Annotated in this window: 15 protein-coding genes and 1 pseudogene; 11 read left to right on the top strand and 5 right to left on the bottom strand. The window is 42.3% G+C overall.

The window, feature by feature from the left end; translation table 11 throughout:
• The first annotated feature begins 29 nt into the window (after positions 1–29).
• Complete coding sequence (locus SMUL_RS14190) at positions 30–2,015, top strand: TonB-dependent receptor (RefSeq protein WP_025345918.1); 1,986 nt, start codon at positions 30–32, stop codon at positions 2,013–2,015.
• 139 nt (positions 2,016–2,154) lie between these two features.
• Complete coding sequence (locus tag SMUL_RS14185) at positions 2,155–2,505, top strand: hypothetical protein (protein WP_025345917.1); 351 nt, start codon at positions 2,155–2,157, stop codon at positions 2,503–2,505.
• On the opposite strand, the gene SMUL_RS14180 is transcribed toward SMUL_RS14185, so the two are convergent.
• Positions 2,502–3,074 carry a DedA family protein gene (locus SMUL_RS14180; protein WP_025345916.1) on the bottom strand — a complete coding sequence of 191 codons (573 nt, stop codon included), beginning with the start codon at positions 3,072–3,074 and terminating at the stop codon, positions 2,502–2,504. The two genes, SMUL_RS14185 and SMUL_RS14180, sit on opposite strands and share 4 nt — an antisense overlap.
• Positions 3,075–3,402: 328 nt before the next feature.
• Between SMUL_RS14180 and SMUL_RS14175 the strand changes: the two genes are divergently transcribed.
• Positions 3,403–4,704: a DNA polymerase Y family protein gene (locus tag SMUL_RS14175; RefSeq protein ID WP_025345915.1), complete on the top strand. Its 1,302-nt coding sequence runs from the start codon at positions 3,403–3,405 to the stop codon at positions 4,702–4,704.
• Between the two features lie 60 nt (positions 4,705–4,764).
• Here the strand turns inward: SMUL_RS14175 and SMUL_RS14170 are convergent, their stop codons facing one another.
• The 4 genes from SMUL_RS14170 to SMUL_RS14155 all read right to left on the bottom strand — a co-directional run bounded on the left by SMUL_RS14170 (position 4,765) and on the right by SMUL_RS14155 (position 7,238).
• The gene (locus SMUL_RS14170) at positions 4,765–5,109 is read right to left on the bottom strand and encodes a type II toxin-antitoxin system HicB family antitoxin (RefSeq protein WP_025345914.1); all 345 of its coding nucleotides are present in this window, start codon (positions 5,107–5,109) and stop codon (positions 4,765–4,767) included.
• The gene (locus SMUL_RS14165; protein WP_025345913.1) at positions 5,102–5,356 is read right to left on the bottom strand and encodes a type II toxin-antitoxin system HicA family toxin; all 255 of its coding nucleotides are present in this window, start codon (positions 5,354–5,356) and stop codon (positions 5,102–5,104) included. The genes SMUL_RS14170 and SMUL_RS14165 overlap by 8 nt, the downstream gene beginning before the upstream one ends.
• A gap of 129 nt (positions 5,357–5,485) precedes the next feature.
• Positions 5,486–6,910: a hypothetical protein gene (locus SMUL_RS14160; RefSeq protein ID WP_025345912.1), complete on the bottom strand. Its 1,425-nt coding sequence runs from the start codon at positions 6,908–6,910 to the stop codon at positions 5,486–5,488.
• Positions 6,911–7,013: 103 nt separating this feature from the next.
• Positions 7,014–7,238 carry a hypothetical protein gene (locus SMUL_RS14155; RefSeq protein WP_025345911.1) on the bottom strand — a complete coding sequence of 75 codons (225 nt, stop codon included), beginning with the start codon at positions 7,236–7,238 and terminating at the stop codon, positions 7,014–7,016.
• A 203-nt stretch (positions 7,239–7,441) separates the two neighbouring features.
• On the opposite strand from SMUL_RS14155, the gene SMUL_RS14150 reads away from it, so the two are divergent.
• The 8 genes and pseudogenes from SMUL_RS14150 (at position 7,442) to ccsA (ending at position 18,781) form a co-directional block, all read left to right on the top strand.
• Positions 7,442–9,070, top strand: coding sequence for a methyl-accepting chemotaxis protein (locus SMUL_RS14150; RefSeq protein WP_025345910.1), 1,629 nt, complete (start codon positions 7,442–7,444; stop codon positions 9,068–9,070).
• A gap of 121 nt (positions 9,071–9,191) precedes the next feature.
• Positions 9,192–9,880 (top strand): annotated as a pseudogene (locus SMUL_RS14145) (response regulator transcription factor).
• On the top strand, positions 9,870–11,285 hold the full coding sequence (locus SMUL_RS14140; protein ID WP_025345909.1) for an ATP-binding protein: 1,416 nt from the start codon (positions 9,870–9,872) through the stop codon (positions 11,283–11,285). The pseudogene SMUL_RS14145 and the gene SMUL_RS14140 overlap by 11 nt, the downstream one beginning before the upstream one ends.
• Positions 11,286–11,451: 166 nt before the next feature.
• Entirely contained in the window at positions 11,452–13,521 is a 2,070-nt protein-coding gene (locus SMUL_RS14135; protein WP_025345908.1) for a cytochrome c, read from the top strand.
• An 81-nt stretch (positions 13,522–13,602) separates the two neighbouring features.
• Positions 13,603–14,385 carry an FKBP-type peptidyl-prolyl cis-trans isomerase gene (locus tag SMUL_RS14130; protein ID WP_025345907.1) on the top strand — a complete coding sequence of 261 codons (783 nt, stop codon included), beginning with the start codon at positions 13,603–13,605 and terminating at the stop codon, positions 14,383–14,385.
• A gap of 36 nt (positions 14,386–14,421) precedes the next feature.
• Positions 14,422–15,093 (top strand): 4Fe-4S dicluster domain-containing protein, encoded by a 672-nt coding sequence (locus SMUL_RS14125; protein WP_025345906.1) that lies wholly within the window; start codon positions 14,422–14,424, stop codon positions 15,091–15,093.
• Position 15,094: 1 nt separating this feature from the next.
• A complete protein-coding gene (gene nrfD / locus SMUL_RS14120) occupies positions 15,095–16,057 on the top strand; it encodes an NrfD/PsrC family molybdoenzyme membrane anchor subunit (protein WP_025345905.1) in 963 nt (320 codons plus the stop codon).
• 30 nt (positions 16,058–16,087) lie between these two features.
• A complete protein-coding gene (gene ccsA / locus SMUL_RS14115; RefSeq protein ID WP_025345904.1) occupies positions 16,088–18,781 on the top strand; it encodes a cytochrome c biogenesis protein CcsA in 2,694 nt (897 codons plus the stop codon).
• Positions 18,782–18,788: the final 7 nt, after the last annotated feature.

The raw sequence follows: 18,788 nt of genomic DNA, 5'->3' as shown, positions 1-18,788 counted from the left end.
CCAAAATTCGTAAAATCACGGGAGGTAATATGAAAAGAGCTTTGGGTATTTCGTTGGTCGTATCGACGTTTTTAATGGCAGAAACGGGTGTTTTGGAAACCATTACCGTTGAAGGTGAAACCTTCTCAAAAGAGGTAAAAGACATTAGCGGGGAAGAGTTAAAATCAGCCGATCTTGCAGAGGCACTTTCGCGTCAAAGTTCATCGATTACGATGATTCGCGGTAGTGGCATTGCCAATGATATTATTTTACGCGGGCAAAAAAGAGATAATATCAACATCTTAATGGATGATGCCAAGATTTACGGTGCTTGCCCCAATCGTATGGATCCTGCTATTACGCACATCAATGCAGACAATATTGAAAGCGTGAAAATCATTGAAGGTCCATATGATGTTGAGCATTTTGGAACACTGAGTGGTTTGGTTGTTGCGGAAACCAAAAATCCGACTAAAGAGCCAAACGGAGATGTTAATTTAGGTATCGGCAGTTACGGCTATCGTAAAGCCTCTGCTAGTGCGGGTGGTGGAAACGAGTATATTCAAGCTTTGTTTAGTGCATCAACCGAACGAAGTGATCAGTACAAAGACGGTAACGGCGATACGTTTTACGACCAACTCGCTAAAACGACAACGGGAACCTATCAGTATAAAACAGATGATTTACGCGCCTATGAGAAAAAAACGTTTATGGGAAAAGTTTTCATCACTCCTGCAGAAAATCAAGAACTTCGTTTAGGCTACACACTCAATCGAAGTGATAACGTGCTCTATCCTTCGCGTACGATGGATGCAGACTATGACGATAGCGATATTTATACCTTAGGTTACAGTCTCTACGATTTGGGAACGCTCTCTAAAGAACTTGCTTTAGAAGCGTTTTACTCCACAGTAGAACACCCAATGTCGAATAAATACCGTAAAACAAGTTCGTCAACCAGTTATACGGTCAATAAACTCGAAACGGAAGTCAAAGGTTCCAAGCTTAAAAACGTGATGGATTTAGGTGGCGGAGAACTCACGTACGGTGTTGATGCGAGTAAACGTAATTGGGATGGCAAGAAATACACCTATACCATTGCAACCGGAGCGGAAAGTGGTGTGACGCGAACGGGAATGCCCGATGTCGATACGACCAATAAAGCACTTTTTGCTCATTACGACAAAACAATCGATCGCGTGAACGTTCAAGCAGGCGTGCGTTATGACGATACGGATATTAAAGCCCATCGCCAAGGCGTAGCGACAGTAACACGTTATGAGAACGATTATGAGGCACTTTCAGCCAATACGATTGTAACCTATAAAGCGACCGATAACGTGGACTATTTTATCGGTTTCGGTAAGGCATCTCGTGTACCTGATGGTAAAGAGCTTTACGGGGCGACCAAATCAACGGGTATTTTAGAACAAACGACCAATTACGAAACCGACTTGGGATTTAGAGTGCATTATGAAAACCTTGACCTAAAAGGGAAGATTTTCTATTCGGACTTGCAAGATTATATCTATTATAACGCTACGGCGCAAAAATACGTTAACATCGATGCGACAATTTACGGTGCGACACTGGATGCTTCTTACGATATTGCAAAGACATGGACACTCGGTTATGGCATGAGCTACTTGAAAGGCGAAAAAGACACGCCACTTGCGGGACAAACCGATAAAGATTTAGCGGACATTGTACCACTTCGCGCCGTCACTTCACTCGCATATCATGAGGGAGACCATCGTTTAAAAACGGAAGTGGTCGCGGCTAAACGTTGGGATAACGTCGATAGCGACAACGGAGAGCAAATCCTTGGAGGGTATGCCATCTTAAATGTCAAATACAACTACAAAGTGACCAAACACTTTGATGTTACCCTTGGCGTTGACAATCTCTTCGACAAAACCTACGCCGTCTCCAATACGTATAAAGACCTCAGTTTATTAACTGGAACGGACGGGGACGTAATGCTGATCAATGAGCCAGGTCGTTACCTCTATGCGAACCTTCGCTACACGTTTTAAGCGTTACATGTAAAGAGATGAGGTACCTTATATGGGTGCCTCATTTTGAGTCAATGCCCTCTTTGAAAATTTAAAATCCTTTAACCTTTTTGTGCTACACTTCTTAGTAGAAGCAGGGATGGCTTGTGAAGGAGACTTTATGGAAGCAAAATACTATCTCTTATGCCCGCTTTGTAGTTATGAAACAGAACACATCTCTCTGGCTCGAATATCCCGTCACATGCGACTACAAAAAAAATGGATGGTCTGTCTTGACTGTCGTCATCTCCAAGAGAAGCCCCACCCCAAACGCCTTTTTTTTCAAACGGTTAAAGTGTTATGGTTACATGTAAAGCATTTTGTCTCAAAAGGACGTAAGCACAACGCCTCTGCGTTTTTGCCCAAAATGTTGCAAAAACCTTTCTGTCACAAGTGCCATAGTGCGCATCTGCTTGAGTGGGATGGCAACTGCCCAAAATGTGGAAGTGCCTTTTTGAAAAAAGTGGTTTAAGCACGAAGCGTTTTGTGTGTGAGGTTTTTGAAGTAGAAAAAAAGTGTTCCAACGACGATAAAAACAAAAGGAAGTGCAAAGTACCAGTGCGCTTTCGCCCACGTAATGAGACCCAAAATGACATCGCCAAAATACCACACGGGAAGGATGATCAACGCTGCCCAACACCATGCTGCAATGAGGTTGATGAAGGCGTATTTTTGAGCGCTGTAGCCTGTGAGTCCGATGGCAATGGGAATGATGGTGCGAAGTCCGTACAAGTAGCGTTGCACAAAAATGATGGGCCAGCCATATTTTTTAAGCAACAGATGCGCTAAGGCAAATTTGCGTCGTTGCTGTTTAAGCGTGCGATGCACATAACTTTTGTTAAACCGTCCGATGTAAAAATAGAGCTGATCGCCCGCAAAACCACCCAATCCTGCGATAAAAATCGCTAAAAAGAGGTTCATATCGCCTGTGTGGCTTAAAAGTCCTGCCATCACCAAACCACTTTCACCCTCTAAAATACTCCAGAAAAAAAGGATGATATACCCATACTCTCGCATGCTTGATAGTAAAAATTCTTCCATAAGTGCCGTTTCGTTGATTTAAAGTATCGTATTCTACTTAAAAGTAAGACTTATTTTGATTACAAAGGTTGAAGCGCTGAAAAAAAGGGGGAAGGGCAAAGAATTGCACTCAGACCGGGCAATCTGAGTGCATCTTTTAAAGTGATTGAGTGATACACAAAAAGGAGGTAATTGTCTTGGTAAAGAAAGTATAGGCGAATAGATTAAACGCGGTGTTAACCTAAAGTAAATAGAAAAACAACCGTGATATTTCAAGGTGAAATAGTTTGAAACCTTTGCAAAAAATGGCGTTATACTCTTTTTATCTTTACATGTAAAAAGGTTTTGCGTGATTATTCATCTGGATTTGGACTGTTTTTTTGTCTCTGCTGAGCGTACGAGAATCCCTGAACTTATGGGCAAACCTGTTGTGGTGTGCAAAAGTGGCGATAGTAAAATTTTCAGCACGCACGACAGCGAAAGTGTCATGACTGAATCGGTGGGTGGTTTTAATGGATTGATGCAGCATAAAAAAGCGTTTCATGGCTTTGATCAAAACGCATGGAAGCGTGAATTTTTGGACGAAAAAAGCAGGGTGCATGGCATCGTGATCGCAAAGAGTTACGAAGCCAAAAAATACGGCATCAAAACAGGAACATCCCTTCATGACGCGCTGGCGATGTGTCCAAAACTGCTCATTATTCCCAGCGACCATCTTTTTTACCAACTGCTCTCCACCAAACTTCGCGCTTTTTTGGAGACGAAAATTCCCATTCTAGAGCAGTACAGTATCGATGAGTTTTGGGGCGATCTCAAAGGGTGGGTCAAAGAGGAGCAGACGCATGCTTTTATGGCGTCGTTGCAACAAGAGATTTTAGAAAAATTTGATCTGCCCATCTCGATTGGCGCGTCGAGTTCCAAGTGGATCGCAAAGCTTGCGACGGATTTTAGAAAACCCTACGGTTTGACGTTGGTGCCTAAAAATGAGATCGCTTCGTTTGTCTCTTTGATGCCCATCGCCACGTTTCCTGGCATCGGGCGCGTGCTTCAAAAAAAGTTTGAGAGTTACGGCATCGCCACCTTGGGCGAGGTTTTGGAGCACGCTAAACTCGTCTTAACATGGGGAACCATCGGCAAAGATCTCATTGCGCGCATCAGTGGAGCCGATAACGAACCCGTTGTTACCAAACGCGATCGCCGTTCCATCGGCATTTCGCGCAATTTTCATGTGATTCATAACCGAGAAGAGGTGTTGCGCCGTGCGATCATCCTCTCACGCCACCTCTCCTACACGATCGCCAAGCTTGATCTGCATCCAACGACCTATTATCTCTATTTGCGCTATGAAAATGGCATTTCATCGAAAAGCTCACAAACGCTCGATCGCTCGTTTAGCGAAGGAATGTACCGCGAATGGGTTGTGCAGATGGTCGCATCGCTCGACACCCATCCGCATTATGGCGTGCTCCACCTTGGACTTGCACTTTCAAACTTTATCACACCCATGCAAACCAAAACCTTTTCGCTTTTGTATGCAGAGTCTGACGAAAAGTCAAAACGCTTGTCCGAAAAGCTCACCAAACTACGCGATAAATACGGCGCAGACATCATCCGAAGCGGGGCAGAGAAGCAGGAAAATGGTGCGGATTAGGGTTTACATGTAAAAATTTTTTGGGGTGTAGAAGGATTAGCCATCAAATGCTTGTGATGACTAATTGATAGAAAGATGGGTATCTTTAGCGATAAGACTTTTGATATAAGCGTTCAAAGACATCCCCACTTCCATCGCTTTACGCGCAGCCGCCATATGCAGTTCAACGCCTGGGCGAATGTTGAACACGCCGTTAAATTGCTTTTGTGGCTCTTTGCCTAGCTCTTTACATGTAAGCATATAACTCTCAACCGCTTCTTGAAAATTGGTTTCGAGCTCATCAACACTCGTCGCTTCAAAGGTGATCAAGTCATTAATAAATTCGATTTTTCCAAAGAAACATCGGTCTTCATGACTGTATTCTACTGAGCCAGTATAGTTTTGATAGGTCAATACATTAGCCATCAAATGCCTCCTTTAGTTTGTCTTGTATCTGTTTTACAAGATACGTTTTGAGTAAATTGCCAGGATGGGGTTTATGAAGATTGATCATTATGTCTTTAGCTTTATGATAAAACTTCACTCGTGAGCCATCACCCTGTAATGCTTCAAAACCAAGCGCTAACATCAATGCGGAGAGTTCATTCCAAGTTAAGTTCTTTTTGGGTGGGACTTCCATAAATTTAGCCCAAAGTTTATCTTTTTTACTCATGCGAAATGATACTATTTTTTAGTTACAAAAATCAAGGGAATCAATAAGGGCGAGGCTGGGCTTCTAATTGTTCTTGGTTTAGCCCCAACTCTTGCTCTTTTTCTAAAATGATCTCTTCGATAGTTTGACTCATTGTTTCTCTCCTGTTTTGGTTGTTTTATTAATTTTTTCTAGGAATTCTTGATATCTGTTTGCAACAAATTTTTCTGCATTTTTTTCCACATAAGTTATGTTGTCAGCACCGTCATGTGAATTTCCATAAATACTATAATTACAAACTTTAGTACCGATATGTTTATACATACCACCATATCCGCTAATATACGAAAAATAGAGTGTATCTATCTCTTGATTACTGAGTTCAAACAACACACCGCCTTTCTCTTTTTGAGAAGCATTGAGCTGTCTAAGTTCTTTGTATTTTGAAGAGCGTAATAAAGGTGCTTTATTGGCATTTTCACCCACTAACAGATTACGTACCCGTACATAGGTCTGCATAGGTTCACCCTCACATGAAAACGTGTGATTAATATGGGTAATCTCTATAAAATCCTCCGTCATACTTAAAAGCGCACAGTAAAGAAGCACTTTATTTTTTGCAAGTCTCTTCCCGTAGAGTTTTTGCACTTTTTCATCGGTAAATTTTTTCTCAAAATCTAAATACCATGCTAACTGCTTACGATCTTGCTCGACAAACCACGGCTCTTTATACAGCGCTTGTCGGTTTTGAAAGCCGTTGTAGTAGTACCCTTGTTTAAGTGAGTAGAAAAATGCAAATCCTGGGTAGGCTTGAAGATAAGCTCGGTACATGTTTGGATCATGAATAGGTTTGGTAGAGAGTTCTTCTAGTATTTCAAAACTCTTTGTTAAAAAACGTATTTGTGGTTCTCTGTAGTCTTTATCTACTAGCTTATCATTTTGAATTCCATTGTCATAAAAAAACATTGGTCCAAGAGGAGGAAATTCAACAAAAATATGTCCTAAAAAATGAGGCATATAAGGGCGAAAATACTCTTTTACCGCAAGGTTAGAGTACGGCAAGATATCCTTACTTGCATAGGGGTAGATAAAAAAGCGGTAATACCACATTGCTTTTTCACTATCATCGCTGGGGAGATATTGTTCTCCTAGCGCATAAATACCTTGCAAAAGCCAAACAAGCGGACGTATTTTGTAACTATCGGGATGAATGATGGCATACACAACTTCAAGCTGACGAGAGAGGACATCGCCGGCTACAAGATAGTGTTTTGCTTTTACATGTAAAGCCTCTTCATTATCAATCCAACTGTTGCGAGACATACCATAAAGCCCGATGTTAATGAGTGCCATAACGATGATGAGCTGTATAAAGCGCCGCTTTGGTAAAAATGTACGAATATTGAGTGAAAGCTTAGAAACAAATCTCTGTTTATACCCACGTCTTGGCATCGTGGTAAAAAGTGCTTTCACACACTTTACAACGTTAATCACAATATAAAGCGTCACGATAAGATAAACACTCATCAACAACCAAATAAGAACGATCAACAAAAGGCTAATCATAATTTCCATTGGCTTTTCCTCTCATCTTTACATGTAAAACTAAAGGCATAGAAGTTTATGTGATTGTTTGTATTGTAGCAAAAATAAAAGAGAGGGAAGGGAAATAATTCCCTTATTGTGCGACGGCTTTGCCTGTAAAGGTATTGTGGATTTGTGCCCAGTAGAGTGCTATGATTTGGTGGGTTCGTGCTGCGACGAGGTTGGTTTTAAAGAGGCCATTTTCACAGGTTTCGCATTTTTCAAGTTGTGTCGATAGTGCTTTGTAGGAGAGGCGTTCAAGGTGGTAGCGTTTTTGTTTACATGTCTCTTGGGAACAGCTTAAGGTTGCAGATGTCATTTTCGACTCCTTCGTAGTAATGTTAAAGACATTATAAAACGTGATTGTTATATTGGCGTTGCATAAACGTGGTCTAAATGTTTACATGTAACGATAAAAATGAAAACGCTTTTCATAAAAACGAAAATAAATTGTTATAATAGATCCTATTTAAATCTCGACTTCCATTCAAATTTGAGACGATTTTACTCAGGAGAAGATGTATGACAATCAGGAAAAAGTTAATTGTTGGAGCAAGTGTGCTTCTTGTTATCGTGATTGGGAGTAATATTTTTGCTAGCAGGACGATTGGGAGTTTAATTGAACACAGCGACCTTGCGCAGTTGCGCAATAACCAATTAATGGACATCCAGCGCTATCAACATCATGTCACACAAGCAACACTTTTAGCAATGGATATTATCATCGATCAAAAAGAGGGAATCTCTAAAGAGCGCCAAAGTGAGATGAAAACAACGTTTAGCGAGATGAAACGTTTGCAATCATCAATTGAAACGCTGAGTGATACATCTGAAGAGAAGGCATTGGCATCGAAGCTTGCGAAGGAGAGTGGCGTTTTGGAAACATTGGTGACAAAAGATCTGGTCAGCGCCATTGACAAAGGGCTTAAAGGTGCAGATACGGCATCAGACTTTAGTGCCTTAGATGACGCACTCGATACGGCAGGCGATACGATGAGCCAAACCCTTGAAAAAATGTATGAATCTGTTTTAAATGAGGCGAAAGAGGCGGCGGCAAAGGCAAAAGAGTCTGCCAATACAAGCAATAGCGCTATTGTAGGTGTGACTCTTTTTATGATTTTATTTGTCTTGGGTGGTGGGTTTATCTTGGCACGTTCTATTTTGGGGGCTATTTTGGCGCTTCAAAATGTCACCGAAGATTTGGCACGAGGCAATGGCGATCTGACCAAGCGTATCAACATTAAAGCCAACGATGAGATTGGCTCAGTATCGCGCAATTTTGATGCGTTTATCGAAGTGTTGCAAAAACTCATTTCAATGGGAAAAACATCGAGCAGTGAAAATGTAGCGGTTTCTGAGCAGTTGAGTACGACGGCGGTTGAAATCGGAAAAAGAGTGGAAGAAGAGGTGGCAACGATTCAAAAAGCAGTGAGCACCACCAATCATATTCATGCCATTGTGAAAGAGAATTATACCGCGACACAAGGGGTTGGGGCTGAAATCGAGATGGCAAATACCAAATTGGAAGAGGCAAAAAAAATCGTCTTAGCGCTGGCAGATACCATTGTCACCAACAGCGAAAAAGAGATGAATTTGGCGCAAAAACTCAATGCGCTAAGCCAAGATACCGAGCAAGTCAAAAGCGTTTTAACGATTATCGCTGACATCGCTGACCAAACCAATCTTTTAGCGCTCAATGCAGCGATTGAAGCGGCACGCGCGGGGGAACATGGGCGAGGATTTGCCGTTGTTGCGGATGAGGTGAGAAACCTAGCGGAACGTACGCAAAAAGCGCTGGTTGACATCAATGCGACGATCAACATTGTCGTGCAGTCCATCAATCAAAGCTCCGATGAGATGAACAAAAATTCAGAATCTTTCAAAGAGATGACGCACAATGCTGAAGATGTGAGCCATTCTATTGTGGATGTAACAACGGTCATGCACAAGGCTGTTGAAGCTACGGAACACTCGATGAAAAGTTCGCAAAACATCAATGAAAGCATTGCCACGGTTGTGTCACAGATGGATAATATAAACGAGATCAGTACGAAAAATGCACGCAGTGTCGAAGAGATCGCTGAAGCGTCAGAGCATCTGTTTCGATTGACTGAAGAGTTAAACAAAGGGTTAAATCAATTTAGAACTTAATCGCAAAAATCTCCCTCGTTCAAGAAGCTTATAAATTACTTAGAAAATAATTTTATAAGCTTCGATGCGTTATCCTATTCTGCTGTAAACGTTAAATTGAATGAAGTAGGGTTAAAAAACGATGAGTGACTGCAATCTTTTAGATGTTCTTTCGAATAAAAAAGTGCTTTGTGTGGAAGATGAAGCCTGCATTTTGAACAACATTGTTGAATCTTTGGAGCTCTTTTTTGGCAAAGTGGTTGGAGTTCGAGATGGCATTGAAGCGCTTGATGAAGCCAAAAGCAATCTGTACGATGTCATCATGCTTGACATCTCCATTCCTCACATGGATGGGTTGGAAGTGGTGAAAAAAATCCGCGAATTTGATAAAAAAATCCCTATCATCCTTCTTTCGGCGCACACCGAGCAAGAGTATCTCTGGAGGGCTGTGGAGCTTAAGATCACACGTTATTTGGTCAAGCCTTACGATAAAGATGCACTTATTAAAGCCTTGGAAGACGTGGCGTTGGAGCTTATTGGGCACACGCCGATGTTTCAAATCAATCCTACATGTAAATACGACTTTTGTAAAAAACGGTCTTTCACAAAGATGAACTCGTCCACCTCTCCAAAAGTGAGAGCAGGCTTTTAGAGTACTTTCTCAAACGCCTCAACCAAATGGTGACGTATGAGCAATTGTTTGATTATATGTGGGAATTTGAACAGCCGAGCAAAGAGGCACTCAAGTCGATCGTGAAAGAGCTGCGTAAAAAAATCGACAACAATTTCATCAAAAATCTTTACGGCGTGGGGTACGTGTGTGAAATATAGTTTCAAAGTCATCGTAGCGCTTTTTGTGGTGCTTTACGCGATCATCACGTTGCTATTTTTCAATTTTTACCGCGAACTTGCGATGAAAGATGCCAGACAAGAGGCTTTTTTTGTTTTGGATACGATGAACGCGATTCGCGATTACGTCTCGTTGGTGCAACGCCCCTTGATTGAAGAGTTAAAAGAGAAAAAGCTGTTGGTGGAAGATTTTTTCGATCCAAGACTGCTCTCTTCTTCATACATCACCCGTGAAATTTACAACATTCAAAAAGAGAAAAAGAACATCAATTATGACTATAAACTGGTCGCAACCGATCCGCTCAACCCTGAGCACGAGGGCAATGCGTTTGAAAATGAGATTTTAGAGACTTTCAAAGAGGGTAAAAGTAAAGAGTACTCTAGCATCGTTAATGAGAAGGGAACACGCTATTTTTACGTGAGCCTTCCGATTCATAACTCTCAAGAGTCTTGTTTGCAGTGCCACACGACCAACAGCGCACCTAAGGCGATGATCGAGCAGTACCACCATATTCCAACCTTTGAGAGTAAAGTAGGCGATGTGATCGCGATGCTCTCTTTAAAAATCCCCGTCTACAGCATTTTGACCTACCATGTGAAAGAGTTTGTGGTGGGTGGAACGGTCATGTTTATTGTTTTTATTGTTTTTATCTTATTTCTTTATAAAATTTACCGCAATGAACAGCGTCTCAAAGAGAAGACCAATATGCTGATGATGAGCCAAAACCGCCTCGCTTCGATGGGGGAAATGATCGGCAATATCTCGCACCAGTGGCGCCAACCCCTCGCACAAGTGGGAACCATTTTGATCAATCTTGAACTGCACAGCGACAAAGACAAACTCACCAAAGAGAAGCTGACGCAAAAGATCAAAGAGGCGAATGAGCAGCTTTGCTTTATGTCAAGCACGATTGATGATTTTAAAAACTTTTTTGTGCCTGACACTGCCAACAAAGAGTTTAGTGCGCAAGAGGTGATTTACCGAGCCCAAAAGCTCCTCAGTGCTTCGTTGGAAAAGTATGCCATTGCTGTGCAGATCGACATTCAGAACAATTTTACACGCTTGGGGCATGCCAATGAGATTGTCCAAGTGCTCATTAATATCATGAATAATGCCAAAGAGGCGTTTTTGGCGCGTGAAATCAAAGAGCGAACCATTAAAATTACCGCTTTTTTAGACAATGGTATTCCTGTCATCACGCTTCAAAACAATGCAGGATGCATTGAAGATGCGATCATTGAGAAAATCTTTGACCCTTACTTTACGACCAAAGAATCCAGCAGTGGGCTTGGGCTTTACATGAGTCAGATGATCATCGAAAAAAATGGTGCCACACTGCGTGTTGAAAATGTTGATGACGGCGTTATGTTTACAATTATCTTTTAGTTTTTATATTTAACACAAATTTAATACTTCCCCCTTTTCTCCCCTTTTTTCCTGATAGTATTTCCAATGAGGCATTCGTGCTGGTTGATCTTGAATTCATTGACATTTTTTCATGGTTATGAAAAGGTAAAGGTGATGAGAGATTCAATTTTTCAAAGGAGGAAACATGAAAAATTGGGACAAAGTGTTACTTGGTTTATTCATGTGCATCAATCTCTTTTCCGTTGGTCTAAACGCCGAAGGAATGGAGGGGATGCAAATGACTAAGGAAGCAAGAGATGTCATTGCTAATCCTAAAGGGACAAAGGAAAGCAGAGGCGTTATCTCGTTGCAAGACTATATTGTCGAAGAGCAGGTTATGTATGATTGGCTCTTTAAAAACCATCCTATTTTTACCAAATACGGTGGAAAAACGGTTGGTAAAATGTCTGTAGGTGATCGTGGACATGAGTGGGTGGCTGAGGGTCATGGTAAAGCAATGTCCAAAGCTTCTAAACGAAGTGACGGCGAAGGCATTAGCTCTATGATGTACAGAGTCGCACGTGGTTCAATGCTTCAATACCCCAATAAATTCATTGGGCCAGAGAAATGCGGTGAGTGTCACCCTGCGCAATATGAGACTTGGAGCAGGTCGCGACACGCCACCACAATCAGGTTCCCAGGAGAACATCCAGAGTTTAACAACAACTTGACCGATCCTGTGTTTGACAAAGATACAGCGTCAATTCTCCCTAAAGGAATTACCCCTGATATCATCTATTGTACCGTAGGTCATGTTAGAACAAAGTTAGGTTTCTTCGATGCGTGGTTGCTTCGTGGAACGTACCATGTTGAAGGCGGTCTTCTTAAAAATGGTACAGGTCAAATTGTCGCGGGTGCAAACCAATGGCAAAGAACATGGGCGCTTAACCTTACCCCTGAAGTTGCAAAGAAAATCAAAAAATGGGTCCCAGATTTTCCTGTAACCTTAGAAGAGTATGGCGAAAATGGTGGTTATGTAAGAGGCTTAGCGTCGTATGCGGCCAAATACAAAAAATCAATGGCGTTCCAAGCATCGACTTCGTATTGTGAAGTATGCCACCCTTGGAGGTTTGATTTTAAAAACCAAAACGAGTTCTTCTCAGCACTTGGTAATGCGAAAGAGCTTCAAAAACACACCATCTCTAAAGGCGTCTCCTGTGAAGAGTGTCATGGCGCAGGCGGTCACTTAGAAGGTGGTTCGGGTCTTTTGATCTCAAATTGTGAACGCTGTCACCAACGATTTGATTACAGTCCTGATTTGGCTAAAAACCCAGCGAATATCGGTAAGCCAGACCTTGCACTCAGTTCAAAATTCAAATCTATGGGACCTGGATGTGGAACGGAGGGTGCTCAAACCTACTTTACAGCACACTATGATAAAGGGATGCGTTGTGCAACCTGCCATGATCCACACGATGTCACAGGTCCTGTAACGGGCGAAAAAGAGATTAAAAGTATGAACTATAACCCTAACCAAGGTTATTTAAGCTCCCTTTATACCAAACCAAAACTCAAAAAAGAGTGTAAAGATTGTCACAAAGAGCAAGCGTATATCCAGTCTAAATCGGATACGCATAGCAAAAACAGTTGTGCAACATGTCACATGCCATTTATGATGAGTTGTGAAAACTTCTATGCCATCCAATTCCAAGATCAAGCGGGATTTGATACGCAACGAAGGTCTCATATCTGGAAAATTGATGTGGATCCAAAACGTAAATCTTTGGTTGCAGGTTCTGCCGCAACGGGTCCAAGAGATGCGAAAGATTGGCATTTTGATCGTAATGAAGAGGGCCGTAACTTTGTAGACTTGATGTGGTCATGTGCACGTACAACATGGGCTGACAAAGATCAAGTTGAGGCAAAAGGGTGTCACAGTCCTGTACTATCAGAACTGAAAGAGACACTTCACTTTAAAGATCAAAAACAAGCGTACGATGAGGTTATGGGCTGGCAAACACCTGTGAAAGAGAAATTTACACAGGTAAAAATCGGCATCCAAGGTCTTTACGCCATGCTCGAAGTCAAAAAACTTCCTGCATCGGATAAAACCAGAGTCTATGAGTTGATCGAAAAAGCGCAAGATACCGTAGACCTTCTTGAAAAAGATGGTTCATGGGGTATGCACGGATTTAAGTACACCAAACAACGACTTGATGCGGCGGTTGAGTATATCAACGAAGCACAACGCGTGGTGAATAAAAATCTCAAATAGGTGTTGCACTTAATGTGCGACGTTAAAGTGGGCTATGCATTTCATAGCCCACTTCATTTTACATGTAAAGGTATGAAGATGATGCGTAAACAACTCACAACAGGATTATTTGTATTTATTTGTTTGGTTTCGGGGGCGTCTGCTGGTGAGCTAAAAACACAAGTACAAAAAGAGTCATACAGTATTGGTGTATCCACGGGAAGCTATATCTCCAACCAACTTTTTGAGCAGTCTGAAATGGGGGCAAAATCGGATGTCAATGCGGTAATTGATGGGTTTATCGATGCTTTGAAAAAACAGCAAAAGCTCAAAGATGAAGAGATTGTTACGTACCTCAATGACCGAGCAGAGACGCTCAATAAAGTGAGCCAAGCAAAATTCAAACAAGCCTTAGATCAAAATATTGCCGAGGGTAAAAAATACCTTGAAACGAATGCCAAAAACAAAAATGTCAAAACAACCAAGTCAGGACTCCAATACGAAGTGCTCACGTTAGGTGCGGGTGAAAAGCCTAAAAAAGAGAGCATCGTGATGATGAACTATAAGGCGTATTTGGTCAATGGCATGGTGTTTGATGACACGTATGTGCGTAAAGAGCCGTCTCATCTTTCGATGATCAACATTGTCGATGGCTTGCAAGAGGGTTTGATGTTGATGAATGAAGGTTCTAAATACAAGTTGGTTATTCCGAGTGAACTAGCCTACGGCAATGCAGATATGCAAGAGATTCCAGCAGGTTCAACGGTGGTTTTTGAAGTTGAGTTACTGAAAGTATTGAAGCCAGGGGAGCTTGCTAATAGTGCAAAACCACTGAGCGATGAGGAAATAAAACAAGCCCACGGTATCGAGAAAAAGAAACTGTAGGTCTTGTGTATTCATCTACACGAATTGGAGGAGAAGATGGAAAATGACGGGAAAAGAAGAGCTTTTCTAAAAGTTTTAGGTCTTGGTTCTGTGAGCTTGGGCACTGCGGGTTACAGTGTTGCAATGGAAGCAGAAAAAGCAGAAAAAAAACCGCACTATGGGATGATTTTTGATCAAAACAAGTGTGTGGGATGTACCGATTGTGAAGTAGCGTGTCGAAAAGTCAATGATGTGCCTGAAGGTCAAGTACGCCTTTATCTTGAAAATAAAACCGATCCTGAGACACCGATGGAAAAGAAGTATGTGCGTGTTTCATGTCAGCAGTGTGAAGATGCCCCTTGTGTTGCGGTGTGTCCAAGCAAAGCGTGTCACAAAGATGCTAAAACGGGCATTGTCACGATGAATCCCGATGATTGCATCGCCTGTAAATACTGCATCGTCGCGTGTCCGTACGATGTGCGTTTTATCAATAAAAAAACCAAAGCGGCTGAAAACTGTAACTTCTGCCTCAATACGAATTTAGCCAAAGGCAAAGAGCCCGCGTGTGTGGAGTCGTGTAAATACAAAGCGCTCGTGTTTGGGGACTTGAACGATGAAAATGCGTACATCAATCAGATCTTACATGTAAAAGATTCCGTGCGCATGAAACCAACCTATGGAACGAAGCCAAGTCTGCGCTACATACCGGTTGTAAAGGTGGGGGTGTGATATGAATGGAGCCATTAATTTTACATACGGGTTTTCACATGGTGTTGAGTGGGGCTGGCCGATCGCGGTGTATCTGCTGCTTGCGGGTATTTCGGGTGGTGCTTTGATTGTTGCTTTATTGGTGCGTTTTTATAAAAAACAACACGAGGATACACCTCTTCTTAAAGCTGCCTCTTTGGTCTCCTTTGTGACGATTGCTTTGGGTATGGTCTTTTTGGTGGGTGATTTGGAAAAACCACTCTATTTTTGGAAGATTTTGATTCACTACAATTTCTCTTCGGTCATGTCGATTGGTGTTATGGCGATTTCGGTCTATATCCCACTGACACTCATTATGTGTCTGTATCTGTTTGAAAAAGAGATCTCTGTGGTGTTGGCTAAAAAGAGCCAACTCTTGGGCTATTTCACGCTTATCATGGGAATTTTACGAAAATTCCGTCCTTTGATCGAGGTTTTAAGCGTTGTCTTTGCCGTGGTGATTTGTGCCTATACGGGCTTTTTGATCTCTGTTTTGGTACGTTTTCCGATTTTAAATACCGCCATTTTACCCGCTCTTTTTGTCGTGTCAGGACTTTCAGCAGGCACGGCGTCTGCGAGTATGGTGGCTACGTGGTTCTTTAAAGAAGATGCCCATTCGTCTGATATGAAAACTTTGCACGTCATTGAATGGCCGATTATGGCGGTTGAGATTATGCTTATTGCGATGCTCTTTGTTTCGCTTTTAGTCGGCAATGAGTTTCAACAAACCACGACGGTTGCGTTTCAAAGTGGTGTCTATGCCAACCTCTTTTGGTTTGGTGTGATGGGTGTTGGCTTCGGGCTTCCTTTGGTGCTTAACTTTGCGTTGGGCAAACATGTGGCGCATTCGCATGCGGCTTTTTACCTCTCTGGAATGGCGAGTGTGGCAGGCGTTTTGTGCTTAAGAATGTTTATTATTTACGCAGGACAAACGTTTGGCGTGTAAGACGTATCAATTTGATTTTAAAGGTTTAACATGAAGTTTATATCCCTTTTAGGAAAACATTTTTTTTCGTATCCGTTTATCCTCTTCATGTTGTTTATTTTGGGTTTGGGTGCAGGCGTTGCGACGTTTATCGAGAGTGCTTACGACACCCAAAGTGCTAAAGTCGTGGTTTATGATGCCTTATGGTACGAAGGGGTGATGCTTCTGCTCACCCTCTCATTGCTTGGCATTATTTACAAAAACAAAATGTGGAAAAAGTTTGGTGCGTTTGTTCTTCATGTCGCCTTCGTTGCGATTTTAATAGGAGCTGCATTGACGCGTTACTTTGGGTATGAGGGTGTGATTCATATCCGCGAAGGGTTGAGCGAACATGAGATGCTCAGCGTTCAGCCTTATTTTCAAATTAGAACCGAAAAAGAGCTTTTTGAGTACCCACTTGCTTTAGCACAACTGGGTAACAATGCCTTTTCGTACAGCGAAATGATCGATGGAAAAGTTTTACATGTAAACTACAAAAGCTTCCATGCTGGCTCCAAAGGTGAACTGAGTTCATTGATGGTGGAAGCAACGTATGATAATAAATTAAAAACAGTGAAAATCGAAGGCGGCGCTGGCTGGATTGAGCCGCCAACCTTGCTTCGCTTTGATGATGTCGAAATAGCCCTTTCATGGGGTTCAAAAGTGGTTGAATTGCCATTCTCTTTTAAACTGATTAAGTTTGAACTAGAGCGCTACCCAGGTTCAAAAAGTCCCTCTTCGTACGCCAGTGAGATCGAAGTTCTGGACAAAGCAGAAGAGAGAGCCTTGCCGTACCGCATTTTTATGAACCATCCTTTGCACTATAAAGGGTACACTTTTTTCCAATCTTCCTATGATACAGACGAGAAAGGAACGATTTTGGAAGTGAACAAGGATCCAGGCAAATGGCCGACTTATTTTGGGTATTTTCTGCTCTGTGTTGGCTTTATCGGCAACTTTTTTACCAAAGGAAGCAGGTTTCTAAAACTGCGCGCCTTTTTGCAAAAAAGCGCTTTAGCCCTTCTTTTGCCACTGCTTTTAAGTTCAAGCTTGCCTTTAAAAGCAGACACGACAGACTCTCTGGAACTGTTTCGTAAAAACTCGTATGAGCACGCCAATGGCGCATTTAGCGCTCTGTTGGTGCAAGATTACGCGGGGCGTATCAAGCCCATTAGCACCGAAGCTGTTGAAATTGTCCATAAAATAGCAGGTAAAAGCTCCCTTTTTGGGTTGAGCCCTGAGCAGATGATCTTGGGTATGAGCTCCAACGCTGCTCTTTGGCAAGAGCTTCCCATCATCAAGCTCTCCAATACAAACATTAAAAAAGTGCTCAGTTTACCACCTGAAACCGAATATGTGAGTTTCGCCTCCATGTTTGATGATGAGGGCTATTATAAATTGGCAAAACAGGTCAGTGCTGCCAATCAAAAAGCTGGGTCCAAACGCGATACCTTTGATAACGATGTAATTAAATTCGATGAAAAGCTCAACATCGCGTACCTTACCCTCAAAGGGGTCTTTTTTAAATTTATTCCGATCCCCAACGATGCAACGCACACATGGATCGCTCCTAATGATGCGTTTAGCAATCCAATGGTGAGCCGTGAAGTCAAAAGTACCCTCAATGATTACTTTGTAGCACTGCAAGAGGGTGTAGCCAATAATCACTGGGAAAATGCCAACAAAGCACTCTCACTGCTTAAAGAAAATCAACGCATCCAAAGCGGTGAGATCATGCCAAGTGAAACACGTATTCGTGCTGAAGTGCTGTACAACCACATGGGATTGTTTCAAAAACTCGTTGGGTTTTACTTCTTGCTTGGCTTTGGCGCGTTTGCACTGGCGGTCTTTTCCATCTTTACATGTAAACGTTATCCACGCCTTGAAAAGGTCGTTTTATCGCTTTTTATCGCAGCCTTTATCGTCCATACGTTTGGTTTGGCTCTGAGGTGGTACATCTCAGGGCATGCGCCTTGGAGTGATTCGTACGAGTCGATGGTGTATATCGGTTGGTCGGCAAGTTTTGCAGGTGTGATGGTCTTTCGCAAGTCCATTCTCTCTTTAGCTGCTGCTGCGATTTTAGCGGCGATTGTGATGCTTGTTGCACACATGAGCTTTGTCAATCCACAGATCACCAACCTTGTGCCAGTGTTAAAATCGTACTGGCTCACCATCCACGTTTCGGTCATTACGGCAAGTTACGGCTTTTTGGGTATGGGCGCACTGCTTGGGTTGATTACGTTGGTGTTAATGATGCTAAAAAACAAAAAGAATGCTTCGCTTATGAACGAGCAGATCAGGCATTTGGTCGCGATCAATGAGATCAGCCTGATTATCGGGCTTTGTATGCTTACCATCGGCAATTTTTTTGGAGGCATCTGGGCAAATGAGTCGTGGGGACGTTACTGGGGTTGGGACCCAAAAGAGACATGGTCGTTTGTCTCGATCATCGTCTATGCGCTCATTTTGCATCTTCGCTTTATCCCCAAACTAAACTCCGTGTATCTTTTTTCAATAGTATCGCTTTTGGGGTACAGTTCCATTATGATGACCTATTTTGGGGTCAATTTTTACCTCACAGGCATGCACTCGTACGCCGCAACGGGGGCGAGTCCTGCTGTTCCTAGTTTTGTCTATTACACACTATTATGCGTAGTTGCTCTGTGTGCCTTGGCGTATAAGGGTAGAGATGTTAAAACAATTTAGTCTTATG

Origin of the sequence: Sulfurospirillum multivorans DSM 12446 (assembly GCF_000568815.1) — a bacterium.
GTDB classification, from domain to species: domain Bacteria; phylum Campylobacterota; class Campylobacteria; order Campylobacterales; family Sulfurospirillaceae; genus Sulfurospirillum; species Sulfurospirillum multivorans.
This window is presented reverse-complemented; position numbering and strand designations above follow the sequence as displayed.

What these genes read in the sequence shown, in the direction of transcription:
- SMUL_RS14190 (WP_025345918.1), top strand. Translation starts at nt 30, where the DNA reads ATGAAAAGAGCTTTGGGTATTTCGTTGGTCGTATCGACGTTTTTAATG.
- SMUL_RS14185 (WP_025345917.1), top strand. Translation starts at nt 2,155, where the DNA reads ATGGAAGCAAAATACTATCTCTTATGCCCGCTTTGTAGTTATGAAACA.
- SMUL_RS14180 (WP_025345916.1), bottom strand. Translation starts at nt 3,074, where the DNA reads ATGGAAGAATTTTTACTATCAAGCATGCGAGAGTATGGGTATATCATC.
- SMUL_RS14170 (WP_025345914.1), bottom strand. Translation starts at nt 5,109, where the DNA reads ATGGCTAATGTATTGACCTATCAAAACTATACTGGCTCAGTAGAATAC.
- SMUL_RS14165 (WP_025345913.1), bottom strand. Translation starts at nt 5,356, where the DNA reads ATGAGTAAAAAAGATAAACTTTGGGCTAAATTTATGGAAGTCCCACCC.
- SMUL_RS14160 (WP_025345912.1), bottom strand. Translation starts at nt 6,910, where the DNA reads ATGGAAATTATGATTAGCCTTTTGTTGATCGTTCTTATTTGGTTGTTG.
- SMUL_RS14155 (WP_025345911.1), bottom strand. Translation starts at nt 7,238, where the DNA reads ATGACATCTGCAACCTTAAGCTGTTCCCAAGAGACATGTAAACAAAAA.
- SMUL_RS14150 (WP_025345910.1), top strand. Translation starts at nt 7,442, where the DNA reads ATGACAATCAGGAAAAAGTTAATTGTTGGAGCAAGTGTGCTTCTTGTT.
- SMUL_RS14135 (WP_025345908.1), top strand. Translation starts at nt 11,452, where the DNA reads ATGAAAAATTGGGACAAAGTGTTACTTGGTTTATTCATGTGCATCAAT.
- SMUL_RS14130 (WP_025345907.1), top strand. Translation starts at nt 13,603, where the DNA reads ATGCGTAAACAACTCACAACAGGATTATTTGTATTTATTTGTTTGGTT.
- SMUL_RS14125 (WP_025345906.1), top strand. Translation starts at nt 14,422, where the DNA reads ATGGAAAATGACGGGAAAAGAAGAGCTTTTCTAAAAGTTTTAGGTCTT.
- nrfD (WP_025345905.1), top strand. Translation starts at nt 15,095, where the DNA reads ATGAATGGAGCCATTAATTTTACATACGGGTTTTCACATGGTGTTGAG.
- ccsA (WP_025345904.1), top strand. Translation starts at nt 16,088, where the DNA reads ATGAAGTTTATATCCCTTTTAGGAAAACATTTTTTTTCGTATCCGTTT.